Annotated in this window: 16 protein-coding genes and 1 tRNA gene; 13 read left to right on the forward strand and 4 right to left on the reverse strand. The window is 48.0% G+C overall.

Annotation, left to right across the window (positions count from 1 at the left end):
- The first annotated feature begins 173 nt into the window (after positions 1-173).
- From ACYVJG_RS06045 to ACYVJG_RS06080, 8 genes are all read left to right on the forward strand, one after another.
- Positions 174-1829 (forward strand): methyl-accepting chemotaxis protein, encoded by a 1656-nt coding sequence (locus ACYVJG_RS06045; RefSeq protein WP_460430256.1) that lies wholly within the window; start codon positions 174-176, stop codon positions 1827-1829.
- A gap of 28 nt (positions 1830-1857) precedes the next feature.
- Positions 1858-3405 (forward strand): sensor histidine kinase, encoded by a 1548-nt coding sequence (locus ACYVJG_RS06050; protein ID WP_460430257.1) that lies wholly within the window; start codon positions 1858-1860, stop codon positions 3403-3405.
- A gap of 12 nt (positions 3406-3417) precedes the next feature.
- Positions 3418-3993, forward strand: coding sequence for a hypothetical protein (locus ACYVJG_RS06055; RefSeq protein WP_460430258.1), 576 nt, complete (start codon positions 3418-3420; stop codon positions 3991-3993).
- Between the two features lie 77 nt (positions 3994-4070).
- Positions 4071-4928, forward strand: coding sequence for an SPOR domain-containing protein (locus ACYVJG_RS06060; RefSeq protein WP_460430259.1), 858 nt, complete (start codon positions 4071-4073; stop codon positions 4926-4928).
- A 26-nt stretch (positions 4929-4954) separates the two neighbouring features.
- Entirely contained in the window at positions 4955-5581 is a 627-nt protein-coding gene (locus tag ACYVJG_RS06065) for a thiol:disulfide interchange protein DsbA/DsbL (protein ID WP_460430260.1), read from the forward strand.
- Between the two features lie 50 nt (positions 5582-5631).
- A complete protein-coding gene (locus tag ACYVJG_RS06070) occupies positions 5632-6459 on the forward strand; it encodes an undecaprenyl-diphosphate phosphatase (RefSeq protein WP_460430261.1) in 828 nt (275 codons plus the stop codon).
- 76 nt (positions 6460-6535) lie between these two features.
- A tRNA-Met gene (locus ACYVJG_RS06075) sits at positions 6536-6611 on the forward strand.
- A gap of 223 nt (positions 6612-6834) precedes the next feature.
- Positions 6835-8073 carry a nucleotide-binding protein gene (locus ACYVJG_RS06080; protein ID WP_460430262.1) on the forward strand — a complete coding sequence of 413 codons (1239 nt, stop codon included), beginning with the start codon at positions 6835-6837 and terminating at the stop codon, positions 8071-8073.
- 52 nt (positions 8074-8125) lie between these two features.
- Here the strand turns inward: ACYVJG_RS06080 and ACYVJG_RS06085 are convergent, their stop codons facing one another.
- Positions 8126-8461, reverse strand: a complete 336-nt coding sequence (locus ACYVJG_RS06085) for a hypothetical protein (RefSeq protein WP_460430263.1) — start codon at positions 8459-8461, stop codon at positions 8126-8128.
- Between the two features lie 119 nt (positions 8462-8580).
- Between ACYVJG_RS06085 and ACYVJG_RS06090 the strand changes: the two genes are divergently transcribed.
- Entirely contained in the window at positions 8581-9546 is a 966-nt protein-coding gene (locus ACYVJG_RS06090) for a hypothetical protein (protein WP_460430264.1), read from the forward strand.
- Positions 9547-9664: 118 nt separating this feature from the next.
- On the forward strand, positions 9665-10564 hold the full coding sequence (locus tag ACYVJG_RS06095) for an Rpn family recombination-promoting nuclease/putative transposase (protein ID WP_460430265.1): 900 nt from the start codon (positions 9665-9667) through the stop codon (positions 10562-10564).
- Positions 10565-10690: 126 nt separating this feature from the next.
- Here ACYVJG_RS06095 and ACYVJG_RS06100 read toward each other — a convergent pair whose 3' ends face one another.
- Together ACYVJG_RS06100 and ACYVJG_RS06105 are read right to left on the reverse strand one after the other, a co-directional pair.
- Positions 10691-11998, reverse strand: coding sequence for an HD domain-containing phosphohydrolase (locus tag ACYVJG_RS06100; RefSeq protein ID WP_460430266.1), 1308 nt, complete (start codon positions 11996-11998; stop codon positions 10691-10693).
- Positions 11991-13871 (reverse strand): PAS domain S-box protein, encoded by a 1881-nt coding sequence (locus ACYVJG_RS06105; protein ID WP_460430267.1) that lies wholly within the window; start codon positions 13869-13871, stop codon positions 11991-11993. The genes ACYVJG_RS06100 and ACYVJG_RS06105 overlap by 8 nt, the downstream gene beginning before the upstream one ends.
- Positions 13872-13901: 30 nt before the next feature.
- Between ACYVJG_RS06105 and ACYVJG_RS06110 the strand changes: the two genes are divergently transcribed.
- Genes ACYVJG_RS06110 through ruvX form a run of 3 tightly spaced genes read left to right on the forward strand, consistent with a single transcriptional unit; the run spans position 13902 to position 15777 of the window.
- A complete protein-coding gene (locus tag ACYVJG_RS06110) occupies positions 13902-14720 on the forward strand; it encodes a TatD family hydrolase (protein WP_460430268.1) in 819 nt (272 codons plus the stop codon).
- A 17-nt stretch (positions 14721-14737) separates the two neighbouring features.
- Positions 14738-15304: a YqgE/AlgH family protein gene (locus tag ACYVJG_RS06115; protein ID WP_460430269.1), complete on the forward strand. Its 567-nt coding sequence runs from the start codon at positions 14738-14740 to the stop codon at positions 15302-15304.
- Positions 15304-15777 carry a Holliday junction resolvase RuvX gene (gene ruvX, locus ACYVJG_RS06120; protein WP_460430270.1) on the forward strand — a complete coding sequence of 158 codons (474 nt, stop codon included), beginning with the start codon at positions 15304-15306 and terminating at the stop codon, positions 15775-15777. The genes ACYVJG_RS06115 and ruvX overlap by 1 nt, the downstream gene beginning before the upstream one ends.
- Here the strand turns inward: ruvX and ACYVJG_RS06125 are convergent.
- Positions 15760-17184, reverse strand: a complete 1425-nt coding sequence (locus ACYVJG_RS06125; RefSeq protein ID WP_460430271.1) for a cryptochrome/photolyase family protein — start codon at positions 17182-17184, stop codon at positions 15760-15762. The genes ruvX and ACYVJG_RS06125 overlap by 18 nt on opposite strands.
- Positions 17185-17219 lie beyond the last annotated feature (35 nt).

Genomic DNA, 17219 nt, shown 5'->3' on the forward strand with positions numbered 1-17219 from the left:
TTAGGTGGCCTCTCTGGGCCACCTTATTTTTTGTCTATCGATTTAGGCTATCCACGAAGTCCTTTTCTGTAATACACTTTCTTTAGCACGTAAATATCATACAAATAAAGCGTGTCAAGTGAATAAAAATTCCAAAAAGCTGTTAAAGGCACTGGAGAAAGTGGAGAGGGACGATGAGTAGCTGGTTTGACGCTATGACGGTACGAACAAAATTATTGACGCTGATTTTCATGGCCCTCGTCGGCTTGTTGGTCGTCAGCGCCGTTGCCCTATTCGCCCAACGCGAAACAATGCTGTTAGATCGTAAGGAGCGGATTCACAATCTGGTTGAGACTGCTCGCAACATTGTTGAGCGTTACGAAGATTTGGCACAAAAGGGTGCGCTTTCTGAACAAGATGCCAAAGAGCGCGCTCGTGCTGCGCTTGGGGCGATGCGCTTTGACAAAGATAACTACTTGTTTGCTTTGGATGGTGACATCAATAAAGGTGAACTGAATTTCCTTGTGCACCCACGTGAAAAACTGGTGGGGACGAGTTTGTTAAAGCTCAAAGATAGCAAGGGGGTGAATCTTGGCGAGCTGTTTATCGGTGGGCTGAAATCAAATAACGGTAAGGCGATGGCACAGTACGTTTGGAAGAAAAACGATACGGTGGGTGATGTCATCAAAATTTCCTATATGGAAACGTCAGCGAGATGGCAATGGCGAGTCGGGACGGGCATCTATATTGACGATGTCGATGCGATCTTTATGCAAAATCTGCGGCTGATTGGTTTGGTCTGTGTCGTGGGGATTGCGATTATGCTTTTGTTCTCTTTGTCGATGATGCGGAACCTGTTAAAACAGCTTGGTGGTGAGCCCAAATATGTGGTGGAGGTGGTAGGGAAAATTGCCAATGGCAATTTAACCGTTCCTATCCAAGGGGCAGAGCGTTATCCGAACAGTGTGTTGGCGTCGGTATCGACGATGAAAGACACACTACGTGGACTGATGCACGATATCGTGACCACCGCCCAGCGGCTGTCGGAGATGACAGAAAACATTGCCCGACATGCAAATCAAGGGGCACAAAACGCCGAGGCCCAAAACCAAGCAACGACGGCGATGGCGGCCTCGATTGAAGAAATGACCAGCAGCATTAACCACATCGCTGAACGGGCGCGTGATGCTCACCAATCTTCCCAACAATCTGGTTCGCAAGCCCAGCAGGGGGCAGACGTGATTCGGGCGGCAATTGGTGAGATGCAACGGATTCGTGAGTCTGTTGCCTCATCTTCTGACACCATTGCCGAGTTGGCCAAGAAAACTGATGCCATCTCGAATGTGATGGCTGTGATTCGAGATGTGGCAGAACAAACCAATTTGCTGGCGTTGAATGCCGCGATTGAAGCCGCTCGCGCAGGGGAACAAGGCCGTGGTTTTGCGGTGGTGGCGGATGAAGTGCGTAAGTTGGCAGAGCGCACTGCCCTATCGACCAAAGAAATTGCTTCGATGATTGCAGAAATCCAAACCAGTTCGGATGCTTCACGTCAAACGATGGAAGAGGCGGTGCAACGGGTGGTGCATGGGGTGCAAATGGCGGAGCAAGGCGGTGAATCTGTGCAACATATCCATGCCAGCACCGAGCAAGTCGTCAGTGTGGTGGACGATATTTCACTGTCTTTGAGTGAACAAAGTAGTGCCAGCAATGAAATTGCTCAGCATGTGGAAAAAGTGGCGCATAGTGCATCAAATAACGCTGCGATTGCCCATGAAACTGCTGCAGCAACCAACGAACTGCATGCCATGACAGACAAATTGCGGCGTTTAGTCAATCAATTCTCTGTCTGATCATATACGTTTAATCGGTAGGCGCGCCTTGGCAACATGGCCGCCTGCCTTGGCTTGTGGTATCGTGCGGCCTGCCGATTCTCTGGTCAAGAATGCTCTTGCTGTGTCCAATCTTTTTTCTTTTTTGCCCCGTTTTTATCCAAAATCGTTTTTACGTTTATTGTTAGCTGGATTTATGCTGGTGGCTTTGCCGGCCATTTTTGTCTTGCTACATACATTATATGCCCTTGATCAAGTGGCTTCAGAAAGCCGGATTGGGATTGAACATGCCGCGCGTTTGACCGGCGGTGGGCGGCAGATGGCTGAACATAGCGTGGTGATGGAGCGTGCTGTCCGCCAATATCTGGTATTGGAAGAAAAAAATCTGTTGCAACGCTACCGCGAAGCACGCCAACACGCCCGACAAACTGCGTTATCCCTGCGTCCCTTGGCTTCGCCTGCGCTGGCGATTCGCCTTGATGAATGGTTAGAACAGGATGAACTGATTGCCACGGCGCTGTCACGTTTTCCTTTATCGCAGGAGCAAGGACAAAAGCTTATTCGTTATTTCTCACATTTAGCTGAAGTCAGTCATCAGATTGTCCAAGTTAGTCAAGGTCAAGTCGATGCACAAGCCAACCGGCTCTTGGCACAAATTGACCGACAAAAACACACGCTTACCCTGCTGTTATTCGCAGTGGTGGCAGCGGCGATTGTATTGGCAGTCTTTCTGAGTCATGTTTTACATCGTCCAGTGCGGCAAATGGACAAAGCGATTCGTGATTTGGGGGACGGTTTGTTGAATGAGCCCATTCATATCAAAGGGCCGGCGGATGTGGAGTATTTAGGCGAGCGTTTGGAATGGTTACGTGGTCGTTTGGCGGGGGTTGAGCAAGAGAAACAACGTTTCTTGCGTGATATGGCTTTTGAATTGAAAGCGCCATTGTCTGCGATTCGGGAGAGTGTCGAGTTACTCGATACTGCACAACACAATGTCATGCCACTCAGCAGTGAACGACAACAGGACGTACTGACGTTAATGAAAGAAAACAGTCAGACGCTACAAACCTTAATCGAGGATTTACTGGCCTATAACACTGCTCGCCTTGTTACGCCACCCTTGGCAAACAGCAGTGCCTTGGCCGAAGTATTAGAACAGACTTTTGAAAGCTGGCAGCATCGGTTGCCACAACAGCGGCTCAATTGGTCGGTGATGCCCCATTTACATGCTCCATTTGATGGCGGTATTGTCGTGGCGATGATTGATAAATTATTGACCCACGCCGCTGCCTCATCTCCGGCTGACAGTGAAATTGCTATCAAAGTGTATGCTGACCACGCGGCTTTACAAATTGAATGTCAAGATGCCGGTTGTTTGATCACCGAGGCGGAGCGTCGCCGAGTATTCGACCCTTTTTTCCGCAGTAGCCGCCGCCACGCCCAACCCCGACAAGGTGGGATTCACCTTGCTTTGGTACGACGCTATGCCGAACAGCTGGGGGGCACGGCTCAGGCCCTGCCGACCGATCAGGGCGCACTATTTCATATTTCTTTGCCACTGCATGGCCGAGTTTCTCATCAATCTCTTGCTTCCTGAATGGACTGTGCCGTGCGCCATCGCTTAATTGTATTGCTGATCTGCGGTGTCATGATGGGCTGTAGTACAACGACTCCTCACCTACCACCATCAGCCGTACCTGTATTGCCAACACCTTCACCTCTTCCTGCTACTACTGCCGTGGTGACGCCTGTGCAAAACGGTACTCCTATTGCACAAACCACCTCGCCAATCGAACTCTTAACTTGGTACGAGCGACTGAACCAACTGCCAACAGCAGAACGCCAACGTGAAATCCAAAGTGTGGTTCAACGTAGTCAGCGCCACAAAGGAGAGCTCTTGCGCTTACAAGCGGCATTAGGTCTTTCTACTTTAGATCACATCGAGGCGAAGCAACGTGCTCTGGCGTTATTAGAGCCATTGCTCATTAGTAAAACATTAGAACCCAGTTATCGTCCCTTGGTTCATGTGTTGGTCAATCTATTGAGTGAGGTAGAGAAGCAGCATCAACGAGCAGAAGAGGCGTTGCAACAATTCAAGCAAAGCCAACGCCGTGCTAATGCATTAAAAAATAAGCTAGATAAGCTCAAAGCCATCGAACATGAGTTACCACCATTAAACCGTTAGTACAATCAAAACTGCGCAAACAGCAGTGGCTGTTATAATCCGATTCTCTGCATGATTTCCAAGGATTTCTTCTCACTATGGCCTCTCGCGACTATAAAAATGCTGGCCGTTTCCGTAATAAAGAAACAGCGCCATCCCGTCATGGTCCAGCGGTCACGCCGCGTGCCCGTAGTAAAGAATCCAGCAGTAAAAAAAGCGTGGCCTCTGGCTTAGTCATTGGTTTGTTATTAGGTGTCACTGTTGCGGTGGGGGTGGCTTTCTTTTTGTCGCGCAGCCCCGATCCGTTCCAACAGCCTGTGCAGCCTGCTCCACGGGTGAAAGTGCCAGACAGTGCTGCAGTCTTGGCACCTGGTGTAGGGCCTGATACTGTGGCGCCAAGTGTCAATCAACAGCAAACCACTGTGTTACCGACACCCACACCTGAACCTCCGCCTGTTCCTGTGGGTCAGCCTGAGCCCGTTGCACCGCCAGTCGCGACACCAGCAGCCCCTGTTGTGGCTGCAAAAGTGGCCGAACCGCCGCCGGCTGAACCTGCCGCACCAAAGGCTGCCCCTCCTGCCGAAAAACCGGCGGCAGCCGAGCCGAATAAAGGCCCCAACTACGAGTTTTACAAAATTTTGCCCGGATTGGCCGAGCCAGTACCGAGTGGGGAACCTAATGCAAGCGAGCGCACCAAACCGGCTGCAGAACGCAAAACCTATCTGCAAATTGGGGCGTTTAGTAAAAGCGAGGAAGCGGATAATCTGAAAGCGCGCCTTGCCCTATCCGGTATCGAAGTCAAAATTCAAAGTGCGGACACGGAAAAAGGGCTGATTCACCGCGTTCGAGTGGGGCCATTTACTAAACAAGGTGAAATTGATCAAGCGATGGCAACATTGCGCGAGGCAGGTTTAAGTGCCACGGTGGTGCGTGAACCGGTGAATAAAGCGCAGTGATCGCTTCTATAACTGAAGGAGTTTTTGTGCTGTTATCGACTATGTTCCAGCGCCTATGCGCTTTATTCTTGTTGTTATGCAGTGCTGCGGCATTTGCTAATTTTCGCGAAGGCGTGGACTACCGCGTTTTGGCGCAACCACAGCCTGTTGCTGATGCAAAAACGGTGGAAGTGCTCGAATTTTTCTCGTACACCTGTGGCCATTGTTATCGCCTTGAACCATTTTTAGAGCAATGGGAAAAAACCTTGCCAAAAGATGTTTCATTCCGTCGTGAACAAGTGGTGTGGCAAAAAAATATGGAGCCGATGGCGCGTCTTTTCGCTAGTTTGCGTAGCAGCAATGAATTAGCGCGTTTACATCTGCCGGTTTTCCACGCTTTTATGCGTGATAAAAAAGATTTGAACCAAGAAGCGGTATTGAGCCAATGGCTGACTGACAATAAGGTGGATGCCAATCGCTTTATGCAGCTCTATCGTTCTTTCTCGATCAACAGCGATGTGGCACGAGCCAGTAAGATGACTCGTGACTATCAAGTGGAAGGGACGCCGATGATTGTGGTGGGGGGGCGCTATGCAGTGAACCCCGCTGAGCCACAGCGGGTGTTGCAAGTCACGAATGAACTGATTAACAAAGTGCGAGCAGAACGCAAATAAACCACGGTCTGCCCACTTCTGTGGGCAGCTGCGGATCGCAAGGGGTCAATGTGGATATTGCAATTCTGTTCAAAGCATTTTTACTCGGTATTGTCGAAGGTATTACCGAGTTTTTCCCTATTTCCAGTACCGGACATCTGATTGTTGCTGCTGACCTACTCAATTTTGATGATGGTGTCGGTAATGTATTCGAGATTGTGATTCAGCTCGGCGCGATTTTGGCGGTGTGTTGGGAATATCGCGCACGCTTACAGCGTGTGGCAGGGGGATTATTGAAAGGTGATACTGCCGCTTGGCATTTCACGACCAATCTACTGGTCGCTTTTTTGCCTGCAGCAGTAGTCGGTGTCCTGACCATTAAAACCATCAAATACTATTTGTTTAATCCGGTCGCTGTTGCGTGTGCGCTTGTGGTGGGTGGTTTGATTATTCTTTGGGTTGAACGCCGCCATCACACGCCGCGAGTCCATTCTGTTGATGACATGACGGTTTGGGACGCTGCCAAAGTTGGATTTGCTCAGATCTTTTCGTTGATTCCGGGGACCTCGCGGTCTGGTTCAACCATCATTGGTGGCATGATTTTTGGTCTAGATCGTAAAGTGGCAACAGAGTTTTCCTTCTTCCTTGCCATCCCCATCATGTTCGCCGCGACGTTTTACGATGTTTACAAACATCGTGAATTGCTTTCCTTAGATGCGTTACCGATGTTTAGCGTTGGCTTTGTCGCTGCGTTTATCAGTGCTTTCTTTGCTGTGCGTGGTTTAATTCGCTTTGTTTCGAATCACACCTTTATCGTGTTTGCTTGGTATCGGATTGTGTTTGGCTTGATCATTTTGCTGACGTGGCAGTTTGGTTGGGTTGAGTGGGCAACGCATTAAAACCCAGTATTTGTGCTTTTCTGTAAAATAAGCTTGACACCCTTGTTCGATTGCTCTATATTTGCAATCTCACTGACGCGGGATGGAGCAGTTGGAAGCTCGTCGGGCTCATAACCCGAAGGTCGCAGGTTCGAGTCCTGCTCCCGCAACCAAGGATTCAAAAAGCAACGCTTAGCGTTGCAAAAAAACCCAGCAAAAGCCATGTGCTTGCTGGGTTTTTTGTTGTCCTGTCTCTGAATTCCCTAAACCTGCCCATGTGTTATCCAATGAGGTATCGGTAGTGTATCTCGCTTGTGACTTTTGATTAACAGGCTGAGTAAGTAGCTGATAATATGAAGGTTTGAAAATATTTTTTCATGCTAAGGAATGTCAGCGATGAGTAGTTCCCTATCGATTAAAGATCCTGATTCATTTGAAAAACATATTGGTGTCTTATTTCAGCAACTTGGTTGGGATGTGGTTGTTCCTCCAGCTAATACAAGGGGTTACGACCTTGAGTTACGTCGAAATGCCTATCGTATTGCCGTACAAGTTAAGAACTACACTCGGAAGTGTACCGTTGCTGATGTAGAGAAATTCCGTCATTTTTTAGAGTTACCGCTGGCCGATGGATTTACTCATGGAATTTTTGTCTCTGCCAGTGGATTTTCTAAAAATGCTTTGTTGGATGCAGAAGCAAATTTGCGTGAAATCCAAGAAGCACAAAGCCATCGTCAAGCAAATCACACAGATAGTGCTACTCAAACCGTCCGGCGTGTTAAACCCGTGAAATTAATTGAGTACGCAAATGGTCTTCTATCTGAGGTGTCTTTGGAACCTGAGCACACAACGATACCTGATAAATGTCGATACATTGGTGTTTTTACCTGCAAAGGTGGGGTTGGTAAAACGACAACTGCCGCTCATTTGGCTGGTGCTTTTGCATTGATGGGTTATGATGTTGTGTTGCTTGATCTCGACCCAGATCAAAATCTGCACAAACTTTTTCGTGCTGACTCTGATGATGCCGGTAGTGATGCTAGTATGTTTGTCCCAGCAATGGCGAAAAACCAGCTTGGTGCCACCATCACCGTATTGAGTCATGAGCAATGGTTGCGTTCAAAAGATGAGGACTACTCTGATGCTAGAGTCGTCATTTGTGATTGCTCTCCAGTATTGAGTGAAAACCCAGCTGAACTGATTGCTAAGTTTGATTATTGTATCATTCCAACAACATTAAATCCGTTGGGCATCGCAAAGAATGCGAATGTGATTACTCGTACTTTTCAGCATATTCGCTCGTTAAATAGCCAAGCTCAGATGTTTTGTCTAATCAATAGCTACGATCCAAGTAAGGCGATAGAGAAAAAGAATGAAGTGTTGCTGACGCATTTGAAAAAAGAAATCGATCGTTATGCGCAACATGATCCGAAATGTCGTCTCATTCCACCTGAAGAAGCAAGGATCCGTCACAGCAGTGCGTTACTTTATTGGGGATACCATATTATTGATGGCTCAAAGCCCCAATTAGCATTTCGTGAAACCGCTGGCCGTAGTTATCCTCGAACAGATTTCCTGCAATTGGCAGAATATTTGGAAAACCATACTGACTTAGCAACACTACGTAACTCTTGATGGCTTCCCCGTTCTCAAAATTAGCGAGAGGGCGGGGAGCATGTCAAATCTTCTATTCTTCGTCTGGTTCAATGACGCAATCCGAGACACACTCCTCAAATTTCTTTTTATCCCAAAGCTCAATCGAACCATAAGAAACATAGAAAATCTGGCGGGCGTTTTCTGTTAGTTGCCATGCCAAATCGTCGTTTGCACAGATCAAATCGCAACCTTCAGCCAAATGAATTTTGGCGGCTCGAATTTCTGTTTCAGTTCCTAGCTCGTCACCACTTTCGTCGTCGTATTTTTCCCAGTAATACACGGTTAAATCGACAGACTTAACACCTTGAACGTGTTCAACTTCAAAAGTTGCCTCCCAAATATCATCTCTTTCTATAATGTATGACATTGTCAATCTCTCCGAAAATTTTCAAACAAAAGTTTGTGATTGATCAAGCAGCGATACAACAAAAAAATCTTAGTATGAAGATACACACCACATTAAAAAATGACAAGGAGAAATAAAAAATGGGCTGGACCAGCTATGAAATTCCCGACTTAGAGGTTCGCGGTAAATTTAAACTCGAAGAAAAGTTGGAGAGGTCTTTTCGTGAGTTATGTCGATCGCTCCTTGAAGTCATTGAGGAAAATGGCGATGAAAATACAAATTGGGAAGAGTTGACATCAGTTTTAAAGAATGATTTTGATTACATCCCTGAGGCGATGACAGCCGAAGACGTTAAACAAGCTATTTGTGATCAAGATACACAACATCTCAATTTCCAGAAATTAAAAGACGTTCGCTACGATTTTTATCTCATAGACGAAGCACTAGAGAACGTGAGTTCAGATGTGTTTTTATCTCAATCAGATGCTCAATCAAAATTCGACGATTACTCTCACGTTTTCGGTAAAATTAAAGGCGAGTATTTACTGGTTTCGGAGGTCGATGAAGCCTGTGTCGGACTGCAAATGACAGAAGAGGGCATCTTTTTACCAGGGCTGATTGAAGCCTATGGTGAAAATTATGGCTCAGACTATATTCCTGATGCACCTGATATTTTTGAAGCTAATAGCGCTCCACACAGAGTGCTCCTGGAGATCTTAGAAGATGATTGGGAAACAGAGTACATGGCCTATCGCTTCACCTGCCGTCAACCAGAAGGTGATGAGGACACCAGAGAGTACGCAGAATATCGTGATGTTTTTGGCCCAATGCGTTTGGAAACATTAAAGATCAAATTGGGAGAAAATACATTTCTCACGGCGTCAAGAAATAGATGGAACGAGAATAATTTGGTGATTAAACTCTCACGAAATAAAGAAAAAACTGATCACACTGAATTCTTAGATGAGTTAGCTACTAAACATACTAAAAATCTTTTGGATGCTAATCTGTCAGATTGGTTAAAATTTTTTAAACAATTCCATCAAGAATTAAAGTTAGAGCTAACAGAAATAGAACTGAGTAATTTGGATAAGTTGACGGCCTAAATCGATTAAGCCAGTGTAGTTTGGGTTGCCGATGTTTGGCAGCCCAACACAAAACTAAGACATACCCCAACCTGCCGGACTACAATTAACCATATCATTCTCAGCCATCACACCCATCATGCTGCCGCTACTCGATCCAAAGAACGATTACATTTTCAAACGTCTCTTTGCCCAATCACCCGAATTGCTATCCGATTTGATCAACAGCATCCGCTATGATCAACCGCCGATTACCATCACCGATATTCTCAATCCCAATATCTCCGGAGAAGACCTCCACGCCAAAGAAATCGTGTTGGATGTCTTGGCCAAAGATGGTTTTGGGGTGCAATACAATATTGAAATTCAGGTGCGGAAACAGACGTATTGGGGAGAGCGAAGTTTGTATTACAGTTCGCGTCTTATCAGCGAACAGTTAGAAAGCGGTCAATCCTATCGCGAGATGAAGCATGTGATTTGTATTCATCTACTGGATTTTGATTTATTCCCTGAACATCCTGAACAAGCTTCATGGCGGTTTGAACTGCGCGATCAACACATTCCCGATGTTGTCCTCACCAAAGCACAGCAAATTGATATTCTGGAATTAGACAAAGCCGACCGTCTACAACTTGCGCCCACTGCATTAAAGAATTGGGTCGATCTGTTTGAACACTGGCAGGAGCAACACATCATGGCACAGCTGACACACACACCGGTAATGACTGTTTTGCAATCCCTAGAGCAAATGAGCCAGACCAAGGAAGAACGATTACGGGCATTGGCACGCGAACGGGCGGTGTGGGATTACAACACAGAGATTCAAGTGGCAGAAGAACGTGGTGAGCAGCGAGGGTTGGAAAAGGGCAGGGAAGATGGCATGCAAACCCTCCTCCGAACATTGATTGAGGCGCGGTTTGGACAGCCATTACCGGATTGGATGTTGTCGCGGTTACGGGCAGCGACGCCGGAGCAGTTGCAGCAGTGGGGAGTGTCGTTAACACAAGCACAGCGGTTAGAGGATATTTTCGAGGGTTAACCAGCACCGTCGCCGTATGTAGGGGCAAGCCTCTGTGCCTGCCCTGATATTTGTACCGGTTCGTGTCACATACGGCAGTATTTTGCCGATGTGGTGGGCACAGAAACGTGCCTAACGAGCCAGCATCTAAGACATCTCACCTCGCGAAACGGGGTCGCTGTGGCGATAGATAGACAAAACCAGCCGTTTATTCTCCACGCTTTCATATTCACAAATCTGGCGGATGGTTCGTTCTTCGAGCACAAAATCGGCAGCTAACAGCAACACCCCATCGCGACTGAACAAATCTCGCGCCAAAATCATGCCGGGTAATAAATTAAGCGAATACAGCTCGACAATTTCGGTCTCTGGGGTGGTTTCTGGTTGTTCAACAAACAGCGCATTAAATGCCGCTACCACGGTTGGGTCGTAGCGCATCCCCGCACCTTGGGCAATTCGTTTTCTGGCTTCGTTTTCTGAATAACTGATGTCTTCCAACATGCCATCTTGCCACGCATAAAAATCGCTGGCGACGGCCAAAATGCGGGCACCAAGTGGGATTTGCATACCGGCTAAGCCTTCGGGCACACCTTGTCCATTAAAATGTTCACAATAAGACCGGATCAGACGGGCGGTTTCGGCCAATTCCTCTAAACCCATTAACGCTTGTTGGCCTTTCAATGGATGTTTGCCCCATAGTTGTTTTTCTTCAGCACTGAGTTGAGAAACCGGCTTACTCAATAGGCGATCTGGTAGGCTAATTTTGCCGAGGGTATGCAATAAACCCGCGAGGAAAATATCTTGGGTGGTTTTGTGGTTGGCACCCAACTGTCCTGCAATCCGGCGTGCCAGCGTTGCTACCCGTCGTGAAAAGCCAGCACTATGGCCATCGCGCAGCTCGATAAGATGTGAGAACACATGAATCGAGCTGATGAAATTTTTCTTCAAGCGTTCATGCGCGCTATGCAGCTCGGCGGTACGCGCTTTGACTTTATCTTCTAGGCTGGCATTGAGTTGTTTAAGCTGTTCATTTTGTTGTTGAGTCAGTGCTTCTAAACGGTTTTTTTCCCGCAATAACGCCTGTTTTTCTAAACCATCTTGCACTGTGAGTAACAAATCTTGATCGTTCCACGGTTTGGCTAAATAGCGGTAAATTTCACCTTGGTTAATCGCCGACACGGTCGAATTGAGATCAGAATACCCGGTGAGTAACATGCGCAACGTGTTTGGCCAGCGGCGTAACACTTCTGCTAAAAAAGTCGCGCCGTCCATTTCCGGCATCCGCATGTCGGAAATCACCACATCAACCTGCCCTTGTTCCTGTTCGAGGATTGCCAAGCCTTCGGCACCGCTTTGTGCGGTCAATAAACGATAACCCGTGGGCCGAAAGAGCCGCCGTAAGGCAGACAGAATATTGGCTTCATCATCGACACATAACACCGTAAAATTAGACATGAGGCGGTTCCTCTATTGTTGCTTGGTTGATGGGTAGGATAATTCTGAATAGGCTGCCTATGCCGGCTTCACTTTCTAATTCGATCCGACCATGATGGTTTTGAATAATTCCAAACGATAACGACAGACCTAGACCTGTCCCTTGGCCGACTGGTTTGGTGGTGAAAAAAGGATCGAAAATTCGGGTTTGTAGTTCTTTTGGAATGCCACAGCCACTGTCCTGAATTTCAATGGCGACGTGCTGTGGATCGAATAAACGCGTGGTAACGGTGATTTGGCCGCGTTTGTTGCCGTCCATCGAATGGGCTGCATTAACCAATAAATTCATAAACACTTGGTTTAACTGCGACGGCACACATTCCACCAATGGAATATCACCATAATGACGGATCACATCGGCTCTATATTTGATTTCGTTATGAGCGATGTTCAGCGTGCTATTCAGCCCTTGGTGTAAATCGACTTTTTCCCAACTTTGGGCCCGATCAATCCGAGAAAAATCTTTTAAGTCCTGCACAATTTTGCGCACTCGAATCACCCCTTCATTCGACTCGCGTAATAGATCGGGCAAGTCGGCTCGCAGGTACACCAAATCTTTGTCTGTGCACACTGCCCGCGCTGTTTCTGCCACCGGATGATCTAAGGGAAGGGCCGAGAGGCATTGTTCTAGGCTATCAATAATCGCGAACAAATCCTCTAAATAGCGTCCCAATGAAGCTAAATTCGATTGGATATAACCGACTGGATTGTTGATTTCATGGGCAACACCGGCGGCGAGTTGGCCAATGGATGCCATTTTTTCAGACTGTAAAAGCTGCTGCTGTGCCTCTCGCAGTAATCCGTTCAGTTTGGTTAATTCTTCATTCCGCCGCCGCAATTCATTCTCGGAGGCTTTACGGCGCACGATGTCTTTTTCTAATTCCGACTTGGCGACACTGAGTTGTTTTGTCCGTTGTTCAACTAAATACTCCAATTCACTATGAGCGCGGGTTAACGCTTGTTCGGCTTGTTTGCGTTCAGTGACATCTTGCAAAGTTTCAATCGCACCAATGAGATAACCATCGGTGTCGAACAACGGAGCAGCAGTGAGAAATAACCAACGACCGGCGGGGCCAAGGTGCCGGAAAAATCCTTCAGCTTCATACGCGCCTTCAATCAAAGAAGAATAACGCCGGCCTTTGATATATAAGCCATTCGATTCATCCAAGGGCAAACCTTCAATGATTAAATCAGCTAAGACCAAGCGCGGTTGTGGATAGAAAGGTTGCCATTGTTTTTGTGTCCCAACCATCTCTTTGGCACTAAAACCGGTGATGTATTCACAGGCGCGGTTCCAATGTGTGATGGTATGGCTTAAATCAAGCACAAAGGTTGGCACTGGCCCATCTTCAATAATTTGATCCAACAATTTGGCGCTACGCAGTTGGGCTTGTACTGCTGATTGCCGTTGTCGAATTAATGAGGTGATATCCGACCCAATGGCGGCATAGCCAATTTCGCCTTCACTATCAAAAAAGGGGAAAATATGCAGCTGCAGGTGAAATAATTGGCCGTTTTTACTGCGATTGGCTAACTGACCGTGCCAGCTGGCGCCGGCACTAAGCGTTTCCCACAAGGTTCGAAATACATCGGGGGAATGTAAACCCGAGCGCAGGATACGATAAGAACGCCCTAACAACTCGTCACGACGATAGCCACTGAGATGACAAAACGCCTGATTGACATAACACATGCGACCACGGCTATCACTCAAACTCAATGGCAGGTGTTCGTTAAACAGCATATACCCCAACTGTTGTCGGACAGTGGCGGGCAACTCGACCTCTTGGGCCAAATTTGCCAAGGAACACGTTAAATTTAGATGGATGGGCATAATGTCTTCCTCACATGCCGGATGGGGCGAATGATGCCGCCGATTTTTCTTATTGATACCCACTGCCATCTTGATGCAGAGCGCCTTTTTTCTCAACATGCAGCGGTAATGTCTGCGGCGTGGGCAGCGGATGTCAGACAAATTGTGATTCCTGCTGTCAGTGCCGCCAACTTTGCACGCCAACAGTGGCTGCACCAGCGTTATGGTTGCGCCGTTGCGTATGGTTTGCATCCCTTAGCCGTCGGTTGTCGGGCAGACAATGCACAACAGTTAACGCAGATTGCCGAGGCGCTGCAATCGGGGCAGGCGTGTGCCGTGGGGGAAATCGGTTTGGACTTTTATCATGGGCAAGATGGGGCGGAAGAACAAGAATGGGTTTTTGTGCAGCAATTACAGTTGGCACAGCAACATCAACTCCCCGTGTTGTTACATAGCCGGCGTGCTGTCGATCGAGTGTTAAAATATCTGCGTCGCTATCCGGTGGTAGGGGGAATCGCCCATGCTTTTAACGGTAGCGAACAGCAAGCCGAGGTGTTTTTACAGTTAGGGTTTAAACTGGGCTTTGGTGGAGCGATGACTTTTAGTGGTTCGCGACGGATTCGTCGCTTGGCCAGCCATTTGCCATTGTCGGCTGTGGTGTTAGAAACCGATGCGCCGGATATGGCGCCACAATGGGCACAAGGTCAGGTTAATCAACCTGCTAATATACGGCGTTTTGCTGCTGAGCTTGCGGATTTACGCAAGATAGAATTCACCGAGCTGACCCAAGCTTGTTTGGTGAATACTTGGCAGGCTTTGCCGAAACTGGCGGCGGGGTCTGTGTTGTCTATCGCCGCGCCATCAACTTAAAAACAGGTTATGTCACTATGTCCACCTTTTCTCTTGCCAATCATTTTTTGATTGCGATGCCAAATATGACCGACCCGCTCTTTGCAAAAAGCGTGGTCTATCTGTGTGAACATACAGAGAATGGCGCGATGGGCGTGGTATTAAACCGGCCCTCAGAAATGACGCTGTCTGTATTATTTGAACAAGTGGGGCTGCATCTCGGTCGTCCCGAGTGGGAGAATCTGCCCGTTTATTTTGGTGGCCCCGTGCAAACAGATCGGGGGTTTGTCTTGCATCAACCCGCCGGTGAATGGCAATCCAGTCTGCAAGTTACCGAACAAACCGCCCTAACGACTTCACGCGACATTCTTAATGTGATGGTTGAAGGCGGTGGGCCAGAACGCTTGTTCTTATGTTTAGGTTATTCAGGCTGGGATGCGGGGCAATTGGAGCATGAGCTGGCGCAAAATGCGTGGTTAAGCGTCGAAGCGCCCGCCGATTTAGACCTGATTTTCGATTTACCCTCAGAACATCGTTTTAATGCAGCCATGTCGTTGTTAGGCATTGATATGTTGTCGTTATCCGATCAAGTGGGGCACGCCTAATGCAGGTGAGCGGCGGTGTCTTGGCATTTGATTTTGGTGAACAACGGATTGGTATTGCCACTGGCGATACCCTAGTGGGCATTGCTCATCCCCTTGAAACCTTGCACGGGGCAGAAACCGAGCCCCGTTTTCAACGTATTGCAAACTTAATCGCAGAATGGCAACCCAACGCCCTTGTGGTTGGCCTACCCACACATGCCGATGGCACACCACACGAGATGACTCGTTTGGCTGTACGCTTTGCGCGGCGGCTTGAGGGGCGGTTTGGCTTGACGGTTTTTTTGGTGGATGAACGCCACAGTTCATTAGTGGCTGAGGCTTTGTTAAAAGAGGTTGGCGTGCGTGGGCGCAAGCAAAAACCTGCGCTCGACCAAGTGGCGGCGCAGGCGATTTTGCAAAGCTTTTTTGAGGCGCCAGAGATGGCAATAGCTGTCAACGACTATATTTTGCCAACCTCAACCCCGCTCGAATAACGCCATAGCCCGCAAACGCTGTGCGGCATGGTCAACAATGGGGTGAGGGTAATCGCGCCCTAAACGGAAACCCAAGGGCAGTTGTTTGGCCTGCCACGGTGCATGAATGGCCTTGTCATCTAAATTGGCTAATTCAGGCACATAACGGCGAATAAATTGTCCTTTCGGGTCGAATTTTTGTGATTGGGTGACTGGGTTGAAAATGCGGAAATAGGGTTGTGCATCACAGCCAGTCGATGCCGCCCATTGCCAACCACCGTTATTAGCGGCAAGGTCATAGTCTAATAACCAACGGGCAAAGTGTGCTTCACCCTTTCGCCAATCGATGAGCAAATCTTTCACCAAAAAGCTGGCGGTAATCATCCGCAGGCGGTTGTGCATCCAACCCACTTGTTGCAACTGGCGCATCGCAGCATCGACAATCGGGTAGCCCGTCCGCCCTTCACACCACGCAACAAAATGCGCTTCCTCTCCCGGGAAAACCAAACCCTCATACTCTGCTTTAAAACTGTGTCCGCTGGCGACATCGGGGCGGTGGTAGAGAATTTGTTGATAAAAATCACGCCAAATTAACTCATTTAACCAGCCCTCGGCCCCTTCGCCGCCATGCTCAAATGCGGTGCGTGCCAGTTGTCGGATAGAGACTGTGCCAAAACGGACATGGGCAGATAAATAGGACACCCCTTTTACCGCAGGAAAATCACGGGCTTGTTTATAAAGCGACATTCGCGGTAGGAAGTCGGCCCATAGCTGTTCCCCTCCACGCATCCCTGTTTTGATATGCAGTGCAGCGAAATTACAGGCCACAAAACCCAAATCAGCCACACTTGGCAGCGGAGGCACATGCGGTTGTTGCCACAGCGCGCTGCGATAGTATTCCACCGGATAACTTTGTAAAAATTCGGAAGAGATGTTTTTTAGCCAGCTATTTTTATAAGGGGTAAAAACGCTGAAAGGCTTGCCGGCTTGAGTGAGCAGCTCTGCCCGTTCAAAAATCACATGGTCTTTAGCATCAAAAAAAGCACAACCTTGCGTGGCGAGCGTTTGTGCGACAGCATGGTCACGGGCGATTGCTGAGGGGTCGTCATCATGATTACAGAACACCGCTTGGGCTTGGTAGTGGGCAGCGAGGCGGGGAATTTCTGTTTTCGCATCACCATGCACCACACAGAGCGCAGACCCCTGTTGTCGCAAAGCCTGATCGAGCTCAGCCACTGCGTGCCAAATAAACGAAACTCGCCGGTCATCTCTGGGTAAGCTGGCCAAAATAGTGCTATCAAATACAAAGACACACAGCACTTGTTCGCTTTGTTGTAAGGCATAGCATAGCGCAGCGTGATCAAAATCACGCAAATCTCGCCGAAACCAACACAGGCTACGTTGATAAGAAGCCGGAACAACAGCCATTAAAATTCTCCTGAATTGAGTCTAAACCGTTAAAA

Source organism: Aquaspirillum soli, from assembly GCF_054781915.1.